The following is a 21,538-nucleotide window of genomic DNA, read 5'->3' as shown; positions in this document are numbered from 1 at the left end:
AGCCAGGGCTTGAGGCCAAAGGCCCGCCAGACGCGGTGCACGCTGGTCGGAGAGATCCCCACCCGCTTCGCGAGCTCGCGCTTGGACCAGTGGGTGGCCCCTTCGGGCACCTCTTCCAGAGTGCGGACCACGACCTCCTCGACCTGGGCATCGCTGATCGTGCGCGGCGCGCCCRGCCTCGGCTCGTCGCTGAGCCCGGCGCACCGGTGCCGGACGAACCGGTTCCGCCACCTGCCCACCGTGTCCCGGCTGATTCCCAGTTCGGCGGCCACGGACTTGTTGGTCCTGTCATCCGCGCACATCAACACGATGCGCGCCCGCTGGGCCAGGCCCTGCGCAGTCCTGCGCCGGCTGGCCCACCCCTGAAGGGTCCGCCGCTCGGCCCCGGTGAGCACGAGCGGCAGACTCGGCTTACCTGCCATACCTCCATGACACCGCAGGTCCCATGAGATCGCAGATCTCCGGACCGGGACACTAGCACCAGACGCGCCGGATCCGGGCCAGGGCAGGGACGCCGCCGAAAGGGCAGCGGCTCTGGTCGGCGGGGCTCGGGGCCCGGGGCTCGCCGATGTTTTCCTTGACCGCATGAAAGCGGCAGATCTACCCTTTCACAAAGGTGCGAGGACTACCGCGCGTATGCGGTCCAGATAGCTGGCACAACTTCACATCAGGGCGAGCGTTCCTGCGGAACTCGGGCGTCGCGTGCCACCACTGCCACGGCTTTCTGCCCGTGCGTGCTGCTCGCGGCCTGTTTTTCAGGGATCCGTCGATGCATGTGCTCGTCCAGTGCCTGGTCCGGTCCCGCGCCGCTCACGCCTGTCCTGACAGGTGCAGACGGAGGCGGGAGGAGCAACCGTGGGTGCCGCCCTCATCACGCTTCTTGTGCTGCTTCTCCTCGCTGTCATCGGGCTGACACTGGTTCTGCTGCGCCTGGTACGGGCCGGTGGGCTGGGCGTGAGAGCGCGTGCCGACACCGTCACCGAGGTTCGGTCTCCCCATGACGGCGACTCGTCGCCGGTCGGCCACCCCGGGGGAGACACGAGGCCGGCCTCGCCGAGCCCGCCGGATTCCCCGGTCTCGCGCAGAGACACGGATACCGCCGTGCCCGCGTCGGAGGGCGTTCCGGATCCGGCCGTCGAGGCTCCGGCCACGACGGGTTCCGTGGGTCCCGGATCGATCAGCCCGGCCTCGGGCACGGCCGGGCCGGGCGTGCCCGGGCCGGAGAACTCCACCGTGACCGGTCCCGAGCTGGGCGGTTCTGAGCCGGCCGGTTCCGGTTCGGGTGGAGCTGGGCTGGCTGGCGCCAGAGGAGCCGAGTCCGAGGCGACCAGTTCCGAACCGGCTGGTCCAGAGCAGGGCGGCCCGGAGCGGCCCGGCTCAGCACAGCTCGGTTCGAAACAGGCCAGTTCCGAACAGACTGGCGCTGAGCACGGCGGTCCCGGAACTCCCGAGTCGGGGAAGGTCGCATCCGCGGGTTCGGGCCAGGCCGGGTCCGGCGAACAGGCCGGTGCGGACCCAACGCCGGCCAGCACCGCGACCGCGCCGAAGGTACCGACCCTGCCGTCCGCGCCGACGGCGTCCGGCCGATCCGCTGATCTGGGCTCGGCCTCGCCGGCTCCGGAGGGCACGGCCTCGGGCACCGACGGCCACGCGGCCACTGCGGCCGACATGCCCGAGCCCGAGACAAGCGCTTCCGCTGCCGGGATCGGCGGAGCCGGGTCTGTGGGTGCCGGGGGCGACGGCGCGAGGCGGGAGCCTGCGAGCGCCGGTGCTGATCCCGGGTCGGTCGGCGCCGCCGCGGTCGGGGCCGCCAGGGTCGAGCTCGCGCAGATCTCGTCCATGGTCGCGGACCTTCGCCGGGAGGCGCGTGATGTTGAGGAGGAGGCCGAGCGGATCCGGCGCCGGGCCGAGCAGGACGCCGCGGAGCAGACGGAGCGGGTACGGCGGGAGGCCGAGCAGATCCGCCGGCACGCCGAGGAGGCCGCCGAGGCGATCCGGGAACGGGCGGTCGCGGACGCGGAGCTGCGGGCGTCGAGGGCGGAGGCGGCCGCCCGCGACGCGATCCACGCGGAGCGCGAGCAGATCCGCGCCGAGCTCGACGAGGATCTGCGCACCCAGCGGACCGAGCTGCGCGGCTGGGACAGCCGGCTCACCCAGCGCGAGCAGCGGGTCACAGACCAGGCTGCCAGCGTGGAGGAGCGGCTGCGCCGGCTGGAGACCCGCGAGGCCGAGCTGGCCGTCCGCGAGGCCGGGCTGGACAGCCGTGAGTCCGATCTCGGCGAGCTGGAGGAGGCCCGGCGGCGGGAGCTGGAGCGGGTGGCGGGCCTGACGTCCGCGGAGGCCCGCACCGAGCTGGTCAAGGTGGTCGAGGACCAGGCCAGGCTGGACGCCGCCGTCCGGGTGCGGGACATCGAGGCCCGAGCCGAGGAAGAGGCCGAGGACCGGGCGCGCCGGATCGTCACCCTGGCCATCCAGCGGGTCGCCTCGGACCAGACCGCCGAGTCCGTGGTGTCGGTGCTGCACCTGCCCAGTGACGAGATGAAGGGCCGCATCATCGGGCGCGAGGGTCGCAACATCCGCGCGTTCGAGTCCGTGACCGGGGTCAACGTGCTCATCGATGACACTCCGGAGGCGGTGCTGCTGAGCTGCTTCGATCCCGTGCGCCGGGAGATGGGGCGGATCACGTTGGCGGCGCTGGTGTCCGACGGCCGCATCCACCCGCACCGGATCGAGGAGGAGTACGCCCGAGCCGAACGCGAGGTCGCGGCGAAGTGCGTCCGCGCGGGTGAGGACGCCCTGATCGACGTCGGCATCGCCGAGATGCATCCCGAGCTGATCAACCTGCTGGGTCGGCTGCGCTACCRCACCAGCTACGGGCAGAACGTGCTCGCGCACCTCGTCGAGAGCGCCCACCTGGYCGGGATCATGGCGGCCGAGCTGCGGCTGCCCCCGGCGATCGCGAAGCGCGGCACGCTCCTGCACGACCTCGGCAAGGCGTTGACGCACGAGGTGGAGGGCTCCCACGCGATCGTGGGTGCGGAGATCGCCCGCCGCTACGGCGAGCACGAGGACGTCGTCCACGCCATCGAGGCGCATCACRACGAGGTCGAGCCGCGCTCCATCGGGGCCGTGCTGACCCAGGCCGCGGACCAGATCTCCGGCGGGCGCCCCGGGGCGCGCCGGGACAGCCTCGAGTCCTACGTCAAGCGCCTCGAGCGCATCGAGCAGATCGCCGCCGAGCGCCCCGGGGTCGAGAAGGTCTTCGCCATGCAGGCCGGCCGCGAAGTGCGGGTGATGGTCGTGCCCGAGCTGGTCGACGACGTGGCCGCTCACCTGCTCGCCCGGGACGTCGCCAAGCAGATCGAGGACGAGCTCACCTACCCGGGCCAGATCCGGGTCACCGTGGTCCGCGAGACCCGCGCCGTCGGCATGGCCCGCTAGCCGCCATCAGCCAGGCAGCCAGCCCCGGCTGACGGACGGCCGTCCCGGGTCAGTCAGCTTCTGCCGGCCGCGACGGGGCCGGCGGTGTCGGCGGCGTCCAGCAGGATGGGCGCGGAGGTGCCGAGGCGGTGGGCCTGGCGCCGCTCGAGCCAACGCGCGGTCAGCGACAGCGAGAGGTTCACGATGATGTACATGACGGCCAGCACGGTGTACACGGGCAGGGCGTAGCGGCCGCCCAGGAACTCGACTGCCGACCGGCCCTGCCGCAGCAGCTCGGTGTACCCGATGACGAAGCCCAGCGAGGTGTCCTTCAGCAGCGTGACGAGCTGGCTGACCAGTGTCGGGCTCATCCGGCGCACGGCCTGCGGGAACTGGATCAGAGTGAAGATCTGGGTGCCGCGCAGCCCGAGCGCCGCCGCGGCCTCCGTCTGGCYCTTGTCGATGGACTGGATGCCCGCGCGGAAGATCTCGCTGAGCACCGCCCCGTTGTAGGCGGTCAGGCCGATCACGAGCGCCCAGAACGCCGAGAGGTTGATGCCGAGCTGCGGCAGGCCAAGGTAGGCGAAGAAGATCAGCATCAGCAGCGGCAGGCCGCGCAGCATCTCCACGACCGCCGTGGCCGGGATGCTGACCAGCCTGCGGTTCGACTGGCGCGCGAACGCGAGCGCCGTTCCGACGGCGACGGCGAGCACCATGCCGGTCGCGGCGGCGCGCAGCGTGTCGAGCAGGCCCTCCCACAGCAGCGTCCGCAGGTCGGGTTCGTCGAAGAAGACGCTCCACACCTCGCCGTCGAGCTGGCCCTTGTCCGACAGGCGCAGCACGGCGAGGACGACGAGCGCCGCCAGCGCGGCCACCGCGACCACGCTCGCGATCAGGATGCGACGCCGGCCACGCGGGCCGGGGGGATCCGACAGCACGATGCTCATCGCGGGGTCCTCGTCAGCCGTCGTTCGGTGAGGCCGACCGCCCAGGCCAGGGACAGCGTCAGCACCAGGTAGCAGACGATGCCGGCGAGCAGGACGGCGACGACGTCGCCGGGGTTCGCGGTGGTCAGCCGCTGACTGATCCCGGTCAGCTCCTGGACGCCGAACGCGGCGGCGATGGAGGTGTTGCGGATCAGCGCGCTGCCGACGCTGCCCAGCGGCTGGACCACGTTGCGGAACGCCTGCGGCAACACGACGAGCCGCAGCGTCTGCGAGAAGGTCAGGCCCAGCGCCCGCGCGGCCTCCGCCTGGCCCGCGTCGACGCCGTTCACCCCGGATCGCACGGCCTCGCAGACGAGCGCGGTGTGGTAGATCGTCAACGCCATGACGGCGAACGTGAAGTAGCTGAAGACGATGTCGACCTGCGGGAGTACGAAGACCACGAAGAAGAACACGATAGTCAGCGGCGTGTTACGAACGGTTTCCACGTAGGCCGTCCCCGCCCAGCGCAGCGGCGGAACCGGGCTGACCCGCATGGCCGCGAGGCCGGTGCCGAGGATCAGCGCGGACACGGCCGCGAACAGGCTCAGCCGAAGCGTCTGGACGAATCCCTCGCGGAAGATGTCGAGGTTGTCGAGGACGGCGTCGATGTGAGACCACCCGTAGTCAGCTCGGTGTTCGGAACGTTGCTCCGGGCGCCCGGCCATCCGTGCGGTCGCGGTGGACGGCCGGGACACCCGGCGTCAGCGCCCGGCGTGCCCGGGGCCCGGTGCGGGCCCCGGGCACGCCGGGCGCCGAGAGTCAGGAAGTACGGAGGGTCAGGAAGTACGGAGGTGCGGGAGGTGCGGAGGATCAGGAGGTGTAGCGGTCCACCGCGGGAGGCGTGGGCATGTCCGGCTCGACCTTGCCGATCGTGTCCTTGTAGGCCGTCTCGTACCGACCGTCGGTGTAGGCCGCTTCCAGCGTGTCGTTGATGAACGTGCGGAACTCGTCATCGCCCTTGGCGATGCCGATGCCGTAGGGCTCCGTGCTGAACGGCTCGCCGACCAGCTTGAAGGCGCCCGGGTCGGAGTCCATCAGGCCGAGCAGAATCGCGTTGTCGGTCGTGACCGCGTCCACCTGGCCGGCCTTGAGCGCCTCGGCGCACTTGCTGTAGACGTCGAACAGGGTCAGCTCGGCGTCCGGTGCCTGTGTGCGGATGCGCTCGGCCGGGGTGGAGCCGCTCACCGAGCAGACCTTCTTGCCCGCGAGCGTGTCCTTCCCGGTGATGGCGGTCTCGCCGGCCCGCACCATCAGCGTCTGACCGGCCACGTAGTACGGGCCGGCGAAGTCGACGACCTGCTTGCGCTTGTCGTTGATGGTGTAGGTGGCCACCACCAGGTCCACGCGGTGCTGCTCGATGAACGGCTCACGGTTGGCCGAGACCGTCTCGACGAACTTGACCTTGTCCGCGGGGATCCCCAGCGCGTCGGTGATGATCCTGGCGATCTCGACGTCGAAGCCCTCGGGCTCGCCGCGCAGGTTCTTCAGGCCGAACAGCGGCTGGTCGAACTTCGTGCCGACGGTGATCGTGCTCGCCGACTGGAGCTTGGCCATCGTGCTCCCCGCCGGGAACGTGGTGGCGGTGGCGGCGGCCGGCTCGTCGGAGCTGTCGTCGTCGCCGCAGGCGGACAGCGCGAGCGAGCCGGCCAGTGCCGCGGCGAGCAGCAGGGCCGCGCCGCGCAGCGGCCGCCGCGGGCGGGAGCCCGAGGCCGCGCGGGTGGTGGAGTCGGTTGCGTCGATGGCGTCCGTGGGGGCCGTTCGCCGTTTGCTACGGGTGAGCGACATGCGCATGGGCGATCCTTTCCAGAAGTTCGACGTCGGGATTCAGATAGCGCTTTCTGCGGCTGCTGACCGCACCGCCGTAGGGGTGTTCGGTCCCACAATTCCAGTGGATGCGGTCGATGAGGGTCGGCTCCGCGACAGGGCCACCGATCATCCCGGTGTAGCCGGTCGGCGCCCGGTGCAGCTGGTCGGCCCGGCGTAATCCGATCGCGAACCAGCTGGGTCGGCTCCGGGGCACGACAGGTCTCGGCGGCGGGCTCGTTTCCGCTGGATCAATGAGTGAGGACCTTCGCCAGGAAGTCGGCGGCGCGTTCACTTGCCGGGGCGGCGAAAAAGTTCTTCGGCGGGGCCACCTCGAGCAGCCGGCCGTCGGCCATGAACACCACGCGGTCGGCCGCCGAGCGGGCGAAGCCCATCTCGTGCGTCACTACGATCATCGTCATGCCGGACGCGGCCAGCGACCGCATGACGTCCAGGACCTCCTGGATCATCTCCGGGTCGAGCGCCGACGTCGGCTCGTCGAAGAGCATCAGCTTCGGCTCCATCGCCAGCGCCCGGGCGATGGCCGCCCGCTGCTGCTGGCCGCCGGAGAGCTGGCGCGGGAGCCGGTCGGCCTTGTCCGCGATGCCGACACGTTCCAGCAGCGCCCGGGCTTTCTCCTCGGCCTCGGCGCGCCTGACGCCGTTCACCCTGCGCGGGCCGAGCGTGATGTTGTCCAGGATCGTGCGGTGCGCGAACAGGTTGAACGACTGGAACACCATGCCGACCTGGGCGCGCATGCGGGCCAGCTCCCGGCCCTCGGCGGGCAGCGGCCGGCCGTCGAAGGTGATGCGGCCCTCGTCGATGGTCTCCAGGCGGTTGACGCACCGGCACAGCGTCGACTTTCCCGAACCGGAGGGGCCGATGACGCACACGACCTCGCCGGCCTCGACCGTCAGGTTGATGTCGTTCAGGACACGGTTCTTCCCGAAGGACTTGCTGACGCCTTCCAAGGTCACCAGCGGCATGTCGCCCTCCCGGCTCTTGTGGTCGACGGGAGGCGGATGGGCGCGGCGCCAACGGAGACACGCGATCGACCGGAACTGCGGGACGGACGGGCCTGAACGGGTTCCGGCCATCGCATCATGGTCGTGAACATTTTCGAATGCTACGCCCCGATCATCCGCAATGGCGGTGTCCGCTCGGTGGTTTTACCTGTCAGGAACAGGATGTACCACGGACGCGGCGCACCCGGTGGCGGTCCCGACACGTCCGGCACGTTCCGGGGTGAAGCACACGGGCGTGTGTGGGCGCGGCAGGTGCTGGTCGGCCTCATCGGTCCAGCCGTGCGTCGGCCCGGTCGGCCCGCCTGGCCTGGTCGCGGCCCGCCTGGCCTGGTCGGCCCGCCGGCTCGACTCGTGCCCCCGGGCCCTGCCTGCCGAGCCTGCCGCGAGCGCACGTGCCGCGCCGGTGCCTGCGCTTGACGCGAAGGACGAGGTTCGAAGGAGTCGATCCCGGCGTGTCGAACGGTGTCCGGGTGCGGGCCGTAGGCTGGGTGGGTGAGYGGCCGTAGCTACCAGGTCCGGACGTTCGGCTGTCAGATGAACGTGCACGACTCCGAACGGCTCGCCGGCCTTCTCGAGTCCGCCGGCTACGTTCCGGCCCCGGAGGGGTCCGACGCCGACGTCGTCGTGTTCAACACCTGCGCTGTCCGTGAGAACGCCGACAACCGGTTGTACGGAAACCTCGGTCATCTGTACCCGGCGAAGAAGAGCAACCCGGCGATGCAGATCGCGGTGGGTGGCTGCCTCGCGCAGAAGGACCGGTCGGTGATCCTGGATCGCGCGCCCTGGGTCGACGTCGTGTTCGGCACCCACAACATCCATCGGCTGYCGGTGCTGCTCGAGCGGGCCCGGCACAACTCCGCCGCCCAGGTGGAGATCGCCGAGGCGCTCGAGGTCTTCCCGAGCAGCCTGCCGGCCCGCCGGGCCAGCCATCACTCGGCGTGGGTCAGCATCAGTGTGGGCTGCGACAACACCTGCACCTTCTGCATCGTGCCGAGCCTGCGCGGCGGTGAGCGCGACCGGCGTCCCGGCGACGTGCTCGCCGAGGTGGAGGCGCTGGTCGCCGAGGGCGCGCTGGAGATAACGCTGCTCGGCCAGAACGTGAACTCCTACGGGCGCTCACTGGGCGACCCGGGCGCGTTCGCGAAGCTGCTGCGCGCGTGCGGCCGGGTCGAGGGGCTGGAGCGGGTCCGTTTCACCTCACCGCATCCGCGCGATTTCACCGACGACGTCATCGAGGCGATGGCGCAGACGCCGAACGTGTGCCCACAGCTGCACATGCCGCTGCAGTCGGGGTCGGACGTGGTGCTGCGCCGGATGCGGCGCAGCTACCGCCGGGAGCGTTTCCTCGGCATCGTCGAGCGGGTCCGCGCGGCCATGCCGGACGCCGCGATCACCACCGACATCATCGTCGGATTCCCGGGTGAGACCGAGGCCGACTTCGCCGACACCCTGGACGTCGTCCGTACCGCGCGTTTCGCCGGGGCGTTCACCTTCAAGTACTCCCCGCGTCCCGGCACGCCCGCGGCCGAGATGGACGGCGCGGTCGATCCCGCGGTGGTCTCCGAGCGCTACGGGCGGCTCGCGAGCCTGCAGGACGAGATGTCGTGGGCGGAGAACCGGGCGCAGGTCGGGCGCCGGGTCGAGATCGTCGTGGCAGAGGGGGAGGGGCGCAAGGACTCCGCCACCGGCCGCCTCTCCGGACGCGCCCGCGACGGCCGCCTCGTCCACCTGCTGGTGACCGGGCCGCATGCGCAGGAGGGGCTCGTCCGGCCGGGCGACGTCGTGGAGACCGTGGTGACCAGGGGCGCGCCGCACCACCTGACGGCGGACGGCCCGCTGCTCACCCACCGCCGGACCCGCGCCGGTGATGCCTGGGCCGCCGGCCGCGCCATCGCCGGCGACACCCCGAGCCCGGAGGACCGCCCCGCGGTCTCTCTGGGGATGCCGCAGCTGCGCCCGAGCGCCCCCGCCGCGCGGTGACCCTGGTCGCCGCGGCTGTCTGCCCGCATCCGCCGCTGTTGGTCCCGCAGGTCGCCGGGGTGGACCCGGTCGAGGTCCGCGACCATGCCAGCGCGGCCGTCGCCCGGCTGTGTGCCCTCGCCCCGGACCACATCGTGGTCGTCGGCGACGATGCCGCGGACGCCCACTACGCCGGGTCGGCCGTCGGCTCGCTGGCCGGGTTCGGGGTCGACCTGAGCTTCTCGCTCGGCGCGTCGGGCACGGGTCCGGCCGTGCTCCCGCTGTCGCTCACCATCGGAGCCTGGCTGCTGCGTGAGGCGGGCTGGGCCGGGCGGTGCTCGGCCCGCGGGGTGCCGGCGGCGACCGGGCCGGCGGCGGCCGCCGCGATCGGCGCCGACCTCGTGGCCACCGCGGAGGCGGACGGGTCCCGGCTCGCCTTGCTGATCATGGGCGACGGGAGTGCCCGGCGGACGGTGAAGGCCCCCGGCAGCCTGGACCCGCGGGCCGCCGCGCACGACGCCTCGGTCTCCGCCGCGCTCGCCACGCTGGACGTCACGGCGCTGCTCGCCCTCGATCCCGCGCTCGCGGCCGACCTGCTCGCGCCGGGCCGGGCGTCCTGGCAGGTCCTCGCCGGCGCGCTGCGCCGCGCGACGCCGGGCGACCCGGCCCGCTCCTGGACGAGCCTGGTCCGCTACGACGACGCCCCGTTCGGGGTCGGCTACCTGGTCGTCGGATGGGAGCGCGCGGACGGCACCCGGGGCGACCGGCAGGAGAAGCGGGCCACCGCGCAGAGCGGCCGGTGACCGCGTCCCGTGACGGCGCCGGCCTGACCAACGGTGCCACCCGAGCCGATCAGGCCGGGCCGGTCATCGCGGTCGTCGGCCCGACCGGCGCCGGTAAGAGCGACCTGGCGGTCGAGATCGCCCTCGAGCTCGGTGGGGAGATCGTCAACGCCGACTCGATGCAGCTCTACCGGGGCATGGACATCGGCACGGCGAAGATCCCGATGGTCGAGCGCCGCGGCGTGCCCCACCATCTGCTGGACGTCTGGGAGATCACCCGCGCCGCGGACGTCGCCAGCTACCAGGCCGACGCCCGGCGGGTCGTCAACGGCCTGCTCGCCGCCGGCCGGGTGCCGATCCTGGTCGGCGGATCTGGCCTGTACGTGCGGGCGGTTCTGGACGATTTGTCATTTCCCGGCACCGACCCGGCCGTCCGCGCCCGGCTCGAGCGCGAGCTCGCCGAGGTCGGGCCGGGGCCGCTGCACGAGCGGCTGACGGGGCTGGCGCCGACCGCCGCCGCGGCGATCCTGCCCGGCAACGGGCGGCGGATCGTGCGGGCGCTCGAGGTCGTCGAGCTCACCGGCACATTCGAGGCAACTTTGCCCGGATATCGATCGATTTATGACGTCGTTCAGGTCGGCGTGGACCGCCCGGACCTGGACACGCGGATCGCCGACCGGGTGGAGCTGATGTGGCGCGCGGGCTTCGTCGACGAGGTCGCGGCGCTCGCGGAGGCGGGGCTGCGCGACGGGCGGACCGCCTCGCGTGCCCTCGGATACGCCCAGGTCCTGGCCGTCCTCGACGGAGCAATGGACTCCATGGACGCGGCCAAACAGGCCACAACAACGGCCACCAGGCGCTTCGCTCGTCGGCAAAGATCCTGGTTCCGGCGTGATCCGCGGATATCCTGGCTGGAATTTCCGGATGTCGCCGCGGCGCTCGCCGAGGTACGACGTCTGGTGGGTTCGCTCTGATATCGGGTTCGCTCTGACGTGTGGCCGGCCCAGCGCCGCGGGACCTTCGCCTGACCCGTCGGCCCGGGTCCCGGCCCATCCCGGCGTCTGGAGAGTTCGACGTGACCGCGCTCGACCTTGCCCTGGTTCCCGCGCTGTACGCCTCGTTCGACGACGGTTCGCTACGCCTGCACTACCAGCCGGACGTCGACCTTCGTAACGGCTCCGTCCCGGGGATGCAGGCGCGGCCCCGCTGGGCGCACGCCGAGTTCGGGCTGCTCGGCCCGGCGGCCTTCATGCGCGTCGCCGAGGCCGCCGGACTGGTCGGCCAGGTACACCAGTGGGTGCTGCGGATGGCGGTCACGGAGGCGCGGACCTGGCACCGGATGGCCGCGGGGACCTCCGTCCGCCCGCCGCGGCTGTGGGTGCGCATCGACGGCCGTCATCTCGCCCGCCCGGAGTTCCTCGCCGAGGTGGAGCGGCTGGTGCTGGGGCGGTCGCTGCCGGCGGGCGCCGTCGGCCTGCAGTTCACCGAGGACACGCTGGCGTTCGCGCCTCCCGCGCTGCCCCGCCTGCTGGCGCGGCTGCGGGACCTCGGCGTCGCGGTGGGCGTCGACGCGTTCGGCACGTGGTACGGCTCGTTGTCCACCCTCGACGTGCTCCCGCTGGACCTGGTGCGGATCGACGGGCAGTTCCTGCGGGCGACGATCCGCGACATGGAGGGCGAGGCGGCCTTCGCCTCCCTGGTGGGCGTGGCGCATCGGCGGCGCATGGTCGTCGTCGCCGAGGACGTCGACACCGCGGTGCTGGCGGACCGGGTCGGCAGGCTGGACTGCGACCGGGTGTCCGGGCCGCTCTTCTGCCCGCCGGTACCGGTGGAGGACGCCCGCATGATCGCGCTCGGCCGCGGCCGGCCGGACAGGTGGTACAAGCCGTCCGCTGAGACCCGGGCCGAGCCCGGCTTCCGGCCGGCGAGCCAGCCCGGGTGGTCCGGCGCCACACCCGGCCGCCCTGGCCCTCGGCCTGGACGTCCCGGCGACCAGTACGGGCGTCCTGGCGACCCGCAGGGACGTCCCGCCCAGCCGACGCGTTCGGGAGGTACCGCGCAGTCAGGAGGTACCGCGTATCCGGGTGGTTCGGGGCGAGGGGACCGTTCGCGGGCGGCTGCCGCGGGGTGAGCCCGCCGCGGCCGTACGATCGCGGCGTGCGCTTCGTCAAGGGACACGGAACGGGTAACGACTTCGTCATCCTGCCGGATGCCGACGGCGAGCTCGATCTCAGTCCCGAGCTGGTGCGGGCGCTGTGCCACCGGGGCACCGGCATCGGCGCCGACGGGGTGCTGCGGGTCGTGTTGACCGCGGCCGAGCCCGCCGCCGCCGGCGACAGCGCGGCCGCCCGCTGGTTCATGGACTATCGCAACGCCGACGGGTCGATCGCCGAGATGTGCGGCAACGGGATCCGGGTGTTCGCCCGCTATCTCGTCGACGCGGGTTACGCCGCGCCCGGCCGTCTCGTCATCGCCACCCGGGCCGGCCTGCGGGCGGTCGAGGTGCCGGCGGGCGGCGACGTCACCGTCGAGATGGGACCGCCCGAGCTGGCCGCCGGCCCGGTGCCGGTCACGGTCGCCGGGCGGGAGTTCGCCGCCGTGCCGGTCTCGATGGGGAACCCGCACGCGGTCTGCTTCGCCGACGACCTCGACCCGGCCGGCCTGGCGCGCCTGGATCTGCGCGCGCCGGCCTACCCGGCCGCCGCCTTCCCCGAGGGCGTGAATGTCGAGGTCGTCGTCCCGGCTCCGGACGGGGTCGCCATGCGGGTCTTCGAGCGGGGCGTCGGTGAGACCGCGTCCTGCGGCACCGGCGCGTGTGCCGTCGCTGTGGCCTGGGCGGCCCGCAATGGCGATGGGCCGCCCGCAGAGGTCGAGGTCGACCTCCCCGGCGGGCGGCTGACCGTCGGCTGGCGGGAGTCGACCGTCCTGCTCAGTGGCCCGGCCGTGCTGGTGTCGGACGGTGTCCTTCGTCCCGACTGGCTGCGCGCGGCGGGTGGCTTCGGCCCGGCGGCTCCCGCGGGCGAGCGGCGTCCGAGCGTTGTCGGGGCCGGCTGAGCGCGGCCGGGGCAGGCAGGGCGAAGTCCCTCGATCTCCCTCGGGGACCCGTAGCGCGTGGGTGCGCCCGGGCGTCGGGCCGGGTGCCCGCCTCAGGTCCGCCGATGTCGTCCGGTGGCGGGCGCCGTCCGGTAAAGGGTTCGCGATCGCGGGTACGCCGTGTCACCCTGAGGATGACGGTGTTTCATCGGCCGGGCGAACCCGGCTGATGGGGCGAAAGAGTGCCGTCCCGGCCGGGGCGGACTGGAATGACGCGGTCACCGTGCCGCGTTGAGAACGGATGGTATGAGTCTTCGCGCTGACGCCGCTGTGGCGTCCACCCGGTATCTGAAACTGCACTCGGGCGAAAACGACGGCCACGAGGGTCGTGACGGTCGCGCCGGCACCGCGCTCGCCCTGGCCGAGGCCGACGGGTTCTCGTTCTTCGACGAGGAGGGCGACGGGCTCGACCTGGAGGACCGTGGCGCGCTGCGCCGTGTCCCGGGCCTCACCACCGAGCTCGAGGACGTCACCGAGGTCGAGTACCGCCAGCTCCGGCTGGAACAGGTCGTTCTGATCGGGGTGTGGACGTCGGGCTCGCAGGTCGAGGCCGAGGCGTCCATGGCGGAGCTGGCCGCGCTCGCCACCACCGCCGGCTCGGTCGTGCTCGACGCGCTCGTGCAGCGCCGGGACAGGCCCGACGCAGCGACCTTCGTGGGCTCCGGCAAGGCCAAGGAGCTCGCCGAGATCGTACTGGCGACCGGCGCGGACACGGTGATCTGCGACGGCGAGCTGACCCCCGGCCAGCTGCGCCAGCTCGAGGAGGTCGTCAAGGTCAAGGTGATCGACCGGACGGCGCTGATCCTCGACATCTTCGCCCAGCACGCGACGTCGCGCGAGGGCAAGGCGCAGGTCGAGCTCGCCCAGCTGCAGTACATGCTGCCGAGGCTGCGCGGCTGGGGTGAGTCGATGTCCCGGCAGGCCGCCAGCGGCGGCCRGGCGCCGATCGGTACCCGTGGCCCCGGTGAGACGAAGATCGAGACGGACCGTCGCCGGCTGCGCGCGCGCATCACCAAGCTGCGCCGAGAGCTCACCGGGATGGCCACCGTCCGGGCGACCAAGAGGTCGTCACGCCGCCGCGGTGCCGTTCCCGCCGTCGCGATCGCCGGCTACACCAACGCCGGCAAGTCCTCGCTGCTCAACCGACTGACCGGGGCGGGCGTACTGGTCGAGGACGCGCTGTTCGCGACCCTCGACCCGACGGTGCGCCGGGCCACGCTGCCCGACGGCCGGATCTTCACCCTGGCCGACACGGTCGGCTTCGTGCGCCACCTGCCGCACCAGATCGTCGAGGCGTTCCGCTCGACGCTCGAGGAGGTGGTGGACGCCGACCTCGTCCTGCACGTCGTCGACGGTTCGGCCCCGGACCCGATGGGGCAGATCTCGGCCGTGCGCGAGGTGCTCGCCGAGATCGACGCGGCCGGGGTGCCCGAGCTCATCGTGGTCAACAAGGTGGACGCGGTCGACCCGACCACGCTCGCCGTCCTGCGTCAGGCGGTGCCGGACGCCATCTTCGTCTCGGCGCGGTCCGGGGCGGGGCTGCAGGAGCTGGTGGAGGCGCTCTCGGCGCGGATACCGCACCCGGAGGTCGAGATGTCCCTGCTGGTGCCCTACACCCGGGGCGATCTCGTCTCCCGCATCCACCAGATCGGCGAGGTGCTTCGAGTTGAGCACACCGGCAAGGGCACCGAGGTCGCCGCGCGCGTGCCCGTGGGCCTGGCCGCCGAGCTGGAGCCGTTCCGCGCCTGACGGCCCTGCCTGAACACCAGCCCCGACGGAACACCGCGAGCTGAACACCGCACCGGTCAGACGCCTGACGTCTGACCGGTGCCCGGCCTGCCCGGTGCCGGCCGCGTGCCGGGAATCAGACCCGGCGCATCACCGCCACGATGCGGCCGAGGATGGTCGCGTCCTCGGCCGGGATGTCGGAGAAGGCCGGGTTCTCCGGCGCCAGCCACACCCGGCCGTCGCGCTGCCGGAACCGCTTGACCGTGGCCTCCCCATCGATCATCGCCGCGACGATCTCGCCGTTGTCCGCCACCGGCTGCTGCCGGACGACGACGAAGTCGCCGTCACAGATGGCGGCATTGATCATCGACTGGCCGACCACCTTGAGCAGGAACAGAGTTCCCTCGCCGACGATCTCCTTCGGCAGCGGGTAGACGTCCTCGATCGCCTGCTCGGCGAGGATCGGCCCACCGGCGGCGATCCGTCCCACCAGGGGGACGTAGGTGGGCGTGCCGGCCTCCAGCGCCGTGGTCTCGGCGGGTGCGCCGGCCGCCGCCGCGGCACCCGCGCGGGAACGCCCGCCGGCCTTCGCGCCGCCGATCGGAAGCACCTCCATCGCCCGCGGCCGGTTCGGGTCGCGCCGGAGGAACCCCTTCTCCTGCAGCACCTTGAGCTGGTGTGCCACGCTGCTGGTGCTGGTCAGGCCGACAGCCTCGCCGATCTCCCGGACGCTCGGCGGGTATCCACGCCGCTCCACCGCGGACCGGATGACCTCGAGCACCTTCTTCTGCCGCTGCGTCAGGCCCGAGGCGTCCGCGGGGCTGTCGGGAAAATCCCGGACGTTGCCACGGGTGTCACCTCGGCGGGTACCCCGTTCCTGGCTGGTCATCGCTTACCGCTCTCCTGTCGATGCTTCCGCGCGGCGGATGGTGCCACCGGCGGCTGCCAAGGACCGGGTGGTCGACGGCCCGGCTCCGCCAACACCCACCCGGTCGTTCCAATGCTTTGTCCGATTAGTAACTTTTGATCGGTTCGGCTGATCGGTTTGGCAGGGTCCTTCGTGCTCGGTTCATCTCGCACGATCGTCCACAACTGATCGTCCTTGACGGTAGTCGGCCGGTCGCCGAATCTCAAACGTCTGTTCGAGCGTGTCGGGGGAAGTGTGCGTGGCGGCCGTGTAAGAATCGCTCAGGCGTTCGATCGAACGAGTGTTCGCGCCTGGGAGGTTGGCATGACCGACGGTGGCGGTGCGGCCGGTGGGAATGCGTCAGTTCGGCGGGGTCACCCGGTGTCCCGCAGCTGCGCGCTGCGGCAGGGTGCGCAGGTCGCGACGGGTGCGCGGGGGGCGCGCGGCGTGCGTGGAGCCGCGGTGGGCGGAGTCGCCGTCCGTGGCCGCGGGGTGCGGGGGGTGGCGGTGCGCGGCATGGGCCGCGTGCCGGTAGGGCGCCCGGTTCGCTCTCGTGGCGCCCGATGTGGTCTCTCGGGGGCTGCTCCGGCCGCCACGGTGCCGCCCGGTGAGTCCAGGCGGGGCGGTGAGCGGCGATCCGGGGCGTCCGTCATCGAGATGCCCGGCATGTGGTGGCGTGAGGCAGCCGTCGGGCTGGTCGCGGCCGGCCCGGCCGCCGCGGCGCCCGGGCCGCGTCCTGTGCCGAGTGGGCAGTCCCAGCCCCAGCGTCCCCGGCCTCAGCCCCACGCCCGGCCTGAGGCTCGACCTCGACCTCGACCTCGACCTCGGGCCGGGTCCCGGTCGCGGGCCGGTGGGCGGGGGAGGTCGGGTGCGCGGCCGCCGCTGCGGCTGACCAGGCGCGGCCGCATCGTCGTGGTGGCGCTGGCGAGCACGCTCCTCGGCCTTGTCTTCTCGTTGGTGCTGGTGACGGCGTCACAGGCGTTCACCGGCGTCCCGGTGAGCTACCGGACGCACGTCGTGCGGTCCGGGGAGACACTCTGGGAGATCGCCCACGAGGCCGCCCCCGAGGCCGACACCCGCGACACCGTCCGCGGGCTCATGACCCTGAACGGCCTCGACACGGTGACGCTCATGCCCGGTCAGGAGCTCCGGCTCCCCTGACCCGGCTTTCCTGCTGCGGCCCCGATGCCCCGATAGCTCGGCGGCCCGTCATGCCCGGGGCTTTCGGTGCGCCAGGTGTTGCGGCTGCCCCACCGAGGGCACGTCCGGCTGGTGTCACCGCCTGTCGTGGCCCCGGCGCGGGCTGGCGAGAACACACATGAGGACCACATGCGCCGGAGGGGTCGGTGTCGGATCTGTCGGGGGTGTGCGCTACGGTGGACACAACATCTTGTAGTTGCAGCACCGCAAGTCATCCACAGGTTGTTACACAGGTAATCCACAGGGCCTTGACCGTCTGTCCGCAGGGCCGCCGGTCGAGGTGACGGAACCCAGTCGGACGCACCCCGCGGGCGGCAGTGTCAGCCTGCCCGGGGTGGAGGGGAGCGGACCATGCGGTGTCCTTTCTGCCGGCATCCCGACAGCCGTGTCGTCGACAGCAGGGAGGCCGAGGAAGGCGCTGCGATCCGGCGCCGGCGGTCGTGTCCGGCCTGTGGCCGTCGGTTCACGACCATGGAGGAGGCCTCCTTGCGGGTCCGTAAGCGCAGCGGGGCCACCGAGCCCTTCAGTCGCGCGAAGGTGATCGTGGGAGTGCGCAAGGCGTGCCAGGGCCGCCCCGTCCGGTCGGACGATCTGGCGCTGCTGGCGGAGCGGGTCGAGGAGACGGTGCGTTCCTCGGGCTCCGCGGAGGTGGCCGCCGAAGATGTCGGCCGAGCGATCCTCGGCCCCCTCCGGGAGTTGGACGAGGTGGCCTACCTCCGCTTCGCCTCCGTCTACCTGGCGTTCGAGTCGCTCGGCGACTTCGAGGCGGCGATCGCGGCCCTGCGTGCCGAGTCGGCTGGCGGCGGTGAGTCGCCCGTCGCCGGGAAGCCGACCGCGATGCCGGCGGCCACCGGGGCCTCGGCTGTCGTCGTTCCGGTGACCACGGGCCCACGGGCGGCGGCCGGCCCCTGACGCACCGGCCCCTGACGCACCGGCCCCTGACGCACCGGCCCGAGGTCCCGGAACCGGGATCCGGGCGTCCATGAGTGACCCAGCCTGATCCGCGCCGGCCTCACGAACCCGGGCAGGTGGGCCGCCTGCCGGCTCCGGCGTCGCGGGCCGGGAGCGGGGGAGGCGTCGAGGCGCGGTCCGGCGAGCGTCCAGGTCCGTGTAACGACCTGGAATGGAACCAGCCTGGAGCCGTGTCGGTGCGGAGCCGGAGCCACACCGGTCTCGGAGCCGCGGTGGTCCGTGTACTGCGCGAGGCCACGGGAGCCGCCCGCGGCGCACGTAAATACAGGCATCGGCGCATGCGCCGCGGCCAGCACCTTTGCACCTGATGTTCGGACCCGACCACCAGTGCCCCTGCCCCGCCCCCGACCCGATCCCGTCCGGCGCGGCCACGGGCATCGAGCGCCACCAGCCGGACCGGCCACCTCGGATACGCCGCCGTGCCCGCCAGATCCGGCACGGCCTCAGGCCCCACATACCGTCCCAGACCTCACGCACGCCCCGGCCGATCAGCGGAACAGCTGATCCGGCCATCCCGCCCTGCACTGCCGGCGCCGGGCCGGACCTGCCCGGGACCATGCCTGACCAGGCCTGATCCGGGCACGTAAGTCCGGTGGCCGCTGTTTGAACCCATCGAACGCGAACACGAGGAGCGCTATGACCGAGACCCGCGGCAAGGGGAACAGATCGGCCGCGAAGGTGGCCGGGCTGAAGATCCGGCGGGTTCGCACCACGCCTGGAGTCCACCCCTACGACGAGGTGGAGTGGGAGTCCCGCGACGTCGTCATGACAAACTGGCGGGACGGATCGGTCAACTTCGAGCAACGTGGGGTGGAGTTCCCGACCGCCTGGTCGGTCAACGCCTCCAACATCGTCGCCARCAAGTACTTCCGCGGCGCGCTCGGCTCGCCCGATCGGGAGTCGTCGCTGCGCCAGCTCATCGACCGGGTCGTGCTCCGCTACGGCGCGGCCGGCCGCGAGCACGGCTACTTCGCGTCGGAGAGCGACGCCGAGATCTTCGAGCACGAGCTGACCTGGATGCTGCTGCACCAGGTCTTCAGCTTCAACTCCCCGGTCTGGTTCAACGTCGGGACGGCCGCGCCGCAGCAGGTGTCGGCGTGCTTCATCCTCGCGGTGGACGACACCATGGAGTCGATCCTCAACTGGTACCGGGAGGAGGGCCTGATCTTCAAGGGCGGCTCCGGTGCCGGTCTCAACCTCTCCCGAATCCGCTCCTCGAAGGAGCTCCTCTCCTCCGGCGGCACCGCGTCCGGCCCGGTCAGTTTCATGCGCGGCGCCGACGCCTCGGCGGGCACCATCAAGTCGGGCGGGGCGACGCGGCGCGCGGCGAAGATGGTCGTCCTCGACGTCGACCATCCCGACGTCGTCGAGTTCGTCGAAACCAAGGCGCGTGAGGAAGACAAGATCCGCGCGCTGCGCGACGCCGGGTTTGACATGGACCTCGGCGGGCGCGACATCGCCTCGGTGCAGTACCAGAACGCCAACAACTCGGTGCGGGTCAACGACGAGTTCATGCGCGCCGTGGTCGACGGGACGCCCTTCGACCTGCGGGCGCGTCTCGACAACCGGGTGATCGAGTCGGTGGACGCCCGCGGGCTGTTCCGCACGATCTCCCAGGCCGCCTGGGAGTGCGCCGACCCGGGCATCCAGTACGACGGCACGATCAACGACTGGCACACCTGCCCGGAGTCCGGCCGGATCTCCGCGTCGAACCCGTGCTCGGAGTACGTCCACCTGGACAACTCGAGCTGCAACCTGGCCTCGCTGAACCTGATGAAGTTCCTGCGGCCGGACCGCACCTTCGACACCGAGACGTTCGTCGCGTCCGTCGAGCTGATCATCACGGCGATGGACATCTCGATCTGCTTCGCGGACTTCCCGACCCCGGAGATCACCAAGGTGACCCGGGCGTACCGGCAGCTCGGTATCGGGTACGCCAACCTGGGCGCGCTGCTCATGGCCAGCGCCCGCGCGTACGACTCCGACGGGGGCCGGGCGCTCGCCGCCGCGATCACCTCGCTGATGACCGCCACCGCCTACCGCCGCTCGGCGGAGCTCGCCGGCACCGTCGGGGCCTACGACGGCTTCGCCCGCAACGCCGACGCCCACCGGCGGGTCGTGCGCAAGCACTCGGCGGCGAACGACGCCGTGCGCACCGTGCACGCGGAGGAGGCCCGCCTGATCACCGCGGCCTCGAAGGAGTGGGAGCGCGCGCTGTCGGTGGGGGAGAAGCACGGCTGGCGCAACGCCCAGGTCAGCCTGCTGGCCCCGACCGGGACGATCGGCCTGGCGATGGACTGCGACACCACCGGGATCGAGCCGGACCTGGCCCTGGTGAAGATGAAGAAGCTGGTCGGCGGGGCCAGCATGAAGATCGTGAACCAGACGGTGCCCGCGGCGCTGCGCGCGCTGGGATACGCCGAGGAGACGATCGAGGCGATCGTCGAGTACATCGCCGAGCACGGCCACGTCGTCGACGCCCCCGGCCTGCGCACCGAGCACTACGAGGTGTTCGACTGCGCCATCGGGGACCGCGCGATCAGCCCGATGGGCCACGTCCGGATGATGGCCGCCGTCCAGCCGTTCCTCTCCGGCGCCATCTCCAAGACGGTGAACATGCCGGCGACGGCCACCGTCGCCGAGGTCGAGGAGATCTACCTCGAGGGATGGCGGCTCGGCCTCAAGGCCCTCGCGATCTACCGGGACAACTGCAAGGTCGGCCAGCCACTGACGGATGTGAAGGGCGCGAAGCGGGACGCCGACGCGGCGGCCGGGGTGGCCTCCGACGTGGCCGCCCGGGCCGCCGCGGCGGCGCAGCCCGCGGTCGGCCCCGGCGCTCCCGGCCCGCACTGGCCGGCCGGGCCCGGTGAGCACCGGCCCGTCCGCCGCAGGCTGCCGAAGACACGCCCGTCGCAGACCGTCTCGTTCAGCGTCGGGGGCGCCGAGGGGTACATGACCGCCGGCTCCTACCCGGACGACGGCCTCGGCGAGGTCTTCATCAAGATGTCCAAGCAGGGCTCCACCCTCGCCGGTGTGATGGACGCGTTCTCGATCGCGGTGTCCATCGCGCTGCAGTACGGCGTGCCGCTGGAGGCCTACGTCAGCAAGTTCATCAACATGCGGTTCGAGCCGGCCGGTATGACCGACGACCCGGACGTGCGGATCGCCCAGTCGATCATGGACTACCTGTTCCGCCGGCTGGCCCTGGACTACCTGACCGAGGAGCAGCGCGCGGAGCTGGGCATCCTGTCCGCCTCGGAGCGGACGCGGCGGCTGTCCGACCAGGCCGGCGGCGGCCCGGCCGTGGCGGCGGAGCCGGAGATCGACATCGAGTCGCTGCGGGCGTCCGCCCCGGTCGAGGGCAGCTCGGCCCCGGCAGCCAGCGCCGGTGTGGCGCCGGCCGGGTCAGCGCCGGCGGCGGCCGGACCGGGCGTGGGCGGCGGGCCGGAGCTGGTCGTGCAGGAGCTGCGGCTGGCCATGCCGGGCGGTTCGCTGACCGCCCAGACGGTGGTCGACGCGCCGCTCTGCTTCACCTGCGGTGTGCACATGCGCCCGGCCGGCAGCTGCTACGTCTGCGAGCAGTGCGGCTCCACCAGCGGTTGCAGCTGACCTCTCCCGTAGCCAGAAGTGAGGTGTCCCAGCGGCACATCGAGTCGCTGGGAC

The 21,538-nt window shown here is 72.2% G+C and carries 16 protein-coding genes; 10 read left to right on the top strand and 6 right to left on the bottom strand.

What is annotated here, in order from left to right; all coding sequences use genetic code 11:
- Positions 1-422 (bottom strand): helix-turn-helix domain-containing protein (locus BBK14_RS10315; RefSeq protein WP_157904235.1); only part of this gene is annotated, 422 nt, incomplete at its 3' end.
- Between the two features lie 1,246 nt (positions 423-1,668).
- On the opposite strand from BBK14_RS10315, the gene rny reads away from it, so the two are divergent.
- Entirely contained in the window at positions 1,669-3,441 is a 1,773-nt protein-coding gene (gene rny / locus BBK14_RS10310; RefSeq protein WP_420849143.1) for a ribonuclease Y, read from the top strand.
- 53 nt (positions 3,442-3,494) lie between these two features.
- On the opposite strand, the gene BBK14_RS10305 is transcribed toward rny, so the two are convergent.
- The 4 genes from BBK14_RS10305 to BBK14_RS10285 all read right to left on the bottom strand — a co-directional run bounded on the left by BBK14_RS10305 (position 3,495) and on the right by BBK14_RS10285 (position 7,195).
- Complete coding sequence (locus tag BBK14_RS10305) at positions 3,495-4,367, bottom strand: amino acid ABC transporter permease (RefSeq protein WP_071061363.1); 873 nt, start codon at positions 4,365-4,367, stop codon at positions 3,495-3,497.
- Complete coding sequence (locus BBK14_RS10300; protein WP_071061387.1) at positions 4,364-5,071, bottom strand: amino acid ABC transporter permease; 708 nt, start codon at positions 5,069-5,071, stop codon at positions 4,364-4,366. The genes BBK14_RS10305 and BBK14_RS10300 overlap by 4 nt, the downstream gene beginning before the upstream one ends.
- A 145-nt stretch (positions 5,072-5,216) precedes the next feature.
- Positions 5,217-6,197, bottom strand: a complete 981-nt coding sequence (locus BBK14_RS10295; RefSeq protein ID WP_071061360.1) for a glutamate ABC transporter substrate-binding protein — start codon at positions 6,195-6,197, stop codon at positions 5,217-5,219.
- A gap of 263 nt (positions 6,198-6,460) precedes the next feature.
- Complete coding sequence (locus BBK14_RS10285; protein WP_071061385.1) at positions 6,461-7,195, bottom strand: amino acid ABC transporter ATP-binding protein; 735 nt, start codon at positions 7,193-7,195, stop codon at positions 6,461-6,463.
- Positions 7,196-7,726: 531 nt separating this feature from the next.
- On the opposite strand from BBK14_RS10285, the gene miaB reads away from it, so the two are divergent.
- The 6 genes from miaB (at position 7,727) to hflX (ending at position 14,817) form a co-directional block, all read left to right on the top strand.
- Positions 7,727-9,214: a tRNA (N6-isopentenyl adenosine(37)-C2)-methylthiotransferase MiaB gene (miaB, locus tag BBK14_RS10280; protein ID WP_083390843.1), complete on the top strand. Its 1,488-nt coding sequence runs from the start codon at positions 7,727-7,729 to the stop codon at positions 9,212-9,214.
- Positions 9,211-9,996: a class III extradiol ring-cleavage dioxygenase family protein gene (locus tag BBK14_RS10275; protein WP_071061356.1), complete on the top strand. Its 786-nt coding sequence runs from the start codon at positions 9,211-9,213 to the stop codon at positions 9,994-9,996. Before miaB ends, BBK14_RS10275 begins: the two co-directional genes overlap by 4 nt.
- Entirely contained in the window at positions 9,993-10,949 is a 957-nt protein-coding gene (gene miaA / locus BBK14_RS10270) for a tRNA (adenosine(37)-N6)-dimethylallyltransferase MiaA (protein WP_083390842.1), read from the top strand. Before BBK14_RS10275 ends, miaA begins: the two co-directional genes overlap by 4 nt.
- A 101-nt stretch (positions 10,950-11,050) precedes the next feature.
- Positions 11,051-12,106 carry an EAL domain-containing protein gene (locus tag BBK14_RS10265; protein ID WP_071061354.1) on the top strand — a complete coding sequence of 352 codons (1,056 nt, stop codon included), beginning with the start codon at positions 11,051-11,053 and terminating at the stop codon, positions 12,104-12,106.
- Between the two features lie 26 nt (positions 12,107-12,132).
- A complete protein-coding gene (gene dapF / locus BBK14_RS10260) occupies positions 12,133-13,029 on the top strand; it encodes a diaminopimelate epimerase (protein WP_071061351.1) in 897 nt (298 codons plus the stop codon).
- A gap of 285 nt (positions 13,030-13,314) precedes the next feature.
- Positions 13,315-14,817 (top strand): GTPase HflX, encoded by a 1,503-nt coding sequence (gene hflX, locus BBK14_RS10255; protein ID WP_071061348.1) that lies wholly within the window; start codon positions 13,315-13,317, stop codon positions 14,815-14,817.
- Positions 14,818-14,932: 115 nt separating this feature from the next.
- Here hflX and lexA read toward each other — a convergent pair whose 3' ends face one another.
- On the bottom strand, positions 14,933-15,685 hold the full coding sequence (lexA, locus tag BBK14_RS10250) for a transcriptional repressor LexA (RefSeq protein ID WP_071061346.1): 753 nt from the start codon (positions 15,683-15,685) through the stop codon (positions 14,933-14,935).
- Positions 15,686-16,618: 933 nt separating this feature from the next.
- Between lexA and BBK14_RS10245 the strand changes: the two genes are divergently transcribed.
- The 3 genes from BBK14_RS10245 to BBK14_RS10235 all read left to right on the top strand — a co-directional run bounded on the left by BBK14_RS10245 (position 16,619) and on the right by BBK14_RS10235 (position 21,484).
- The gene (locus tag BBK14_RS10245) at positions 16,619-16,864 is read left to right on the top strand and encodes a LysM peptidoglycan-binding domain-containing protein (protein WP_241831371.1); all 246 of its coding nucleotides are present in this window, start codon (positions 16,619-16,621) and stop codon (positions 16,862-16,864) included.
- Between the two features lie 390 nt (positions 16,865-17,254).
- Positions 17,255-17,815 carry a transcriptional regulator NrdR gene (nrdR, locus tag BBK14_RS10240; protein WP_071061344.1) on the top strand — a complete coding sequence of 187 codons (561 nt, stop codon included), beginning with the start codon at positions 17,255-17,257 and terminating at the stop codon, positions 17,813-17,815.
- A 696-nt stretch (positions 17,816-18,511) separates the two neighbouring features.
- Complete coding sequence (locus BBK14_RS10235; protein ID WP_071061342.1) at positions 18,512-21,484, top strand: vitamin B12-dependent ribonucleotide reductase; 2,973 nt, start codon at positions 18,512-18,514, stop codon at positions 21,482-21,484.
- Positions 21,485-21,538: the final 54 nt, after the last annotated feature.

Origin of the sequence: Parafrankia soli, from assembly GCF_001854695.1 — a bacterium.
Taxonomy (GTDB): Bacteria; Actinomycetota; Actinomycetes; order Frankiales; family Frankiaceae; genus Parafrankia; species Parafrankia soli.
This window is presented reverse-complemented; position numbering and strand designations above follow the sequence as displayed.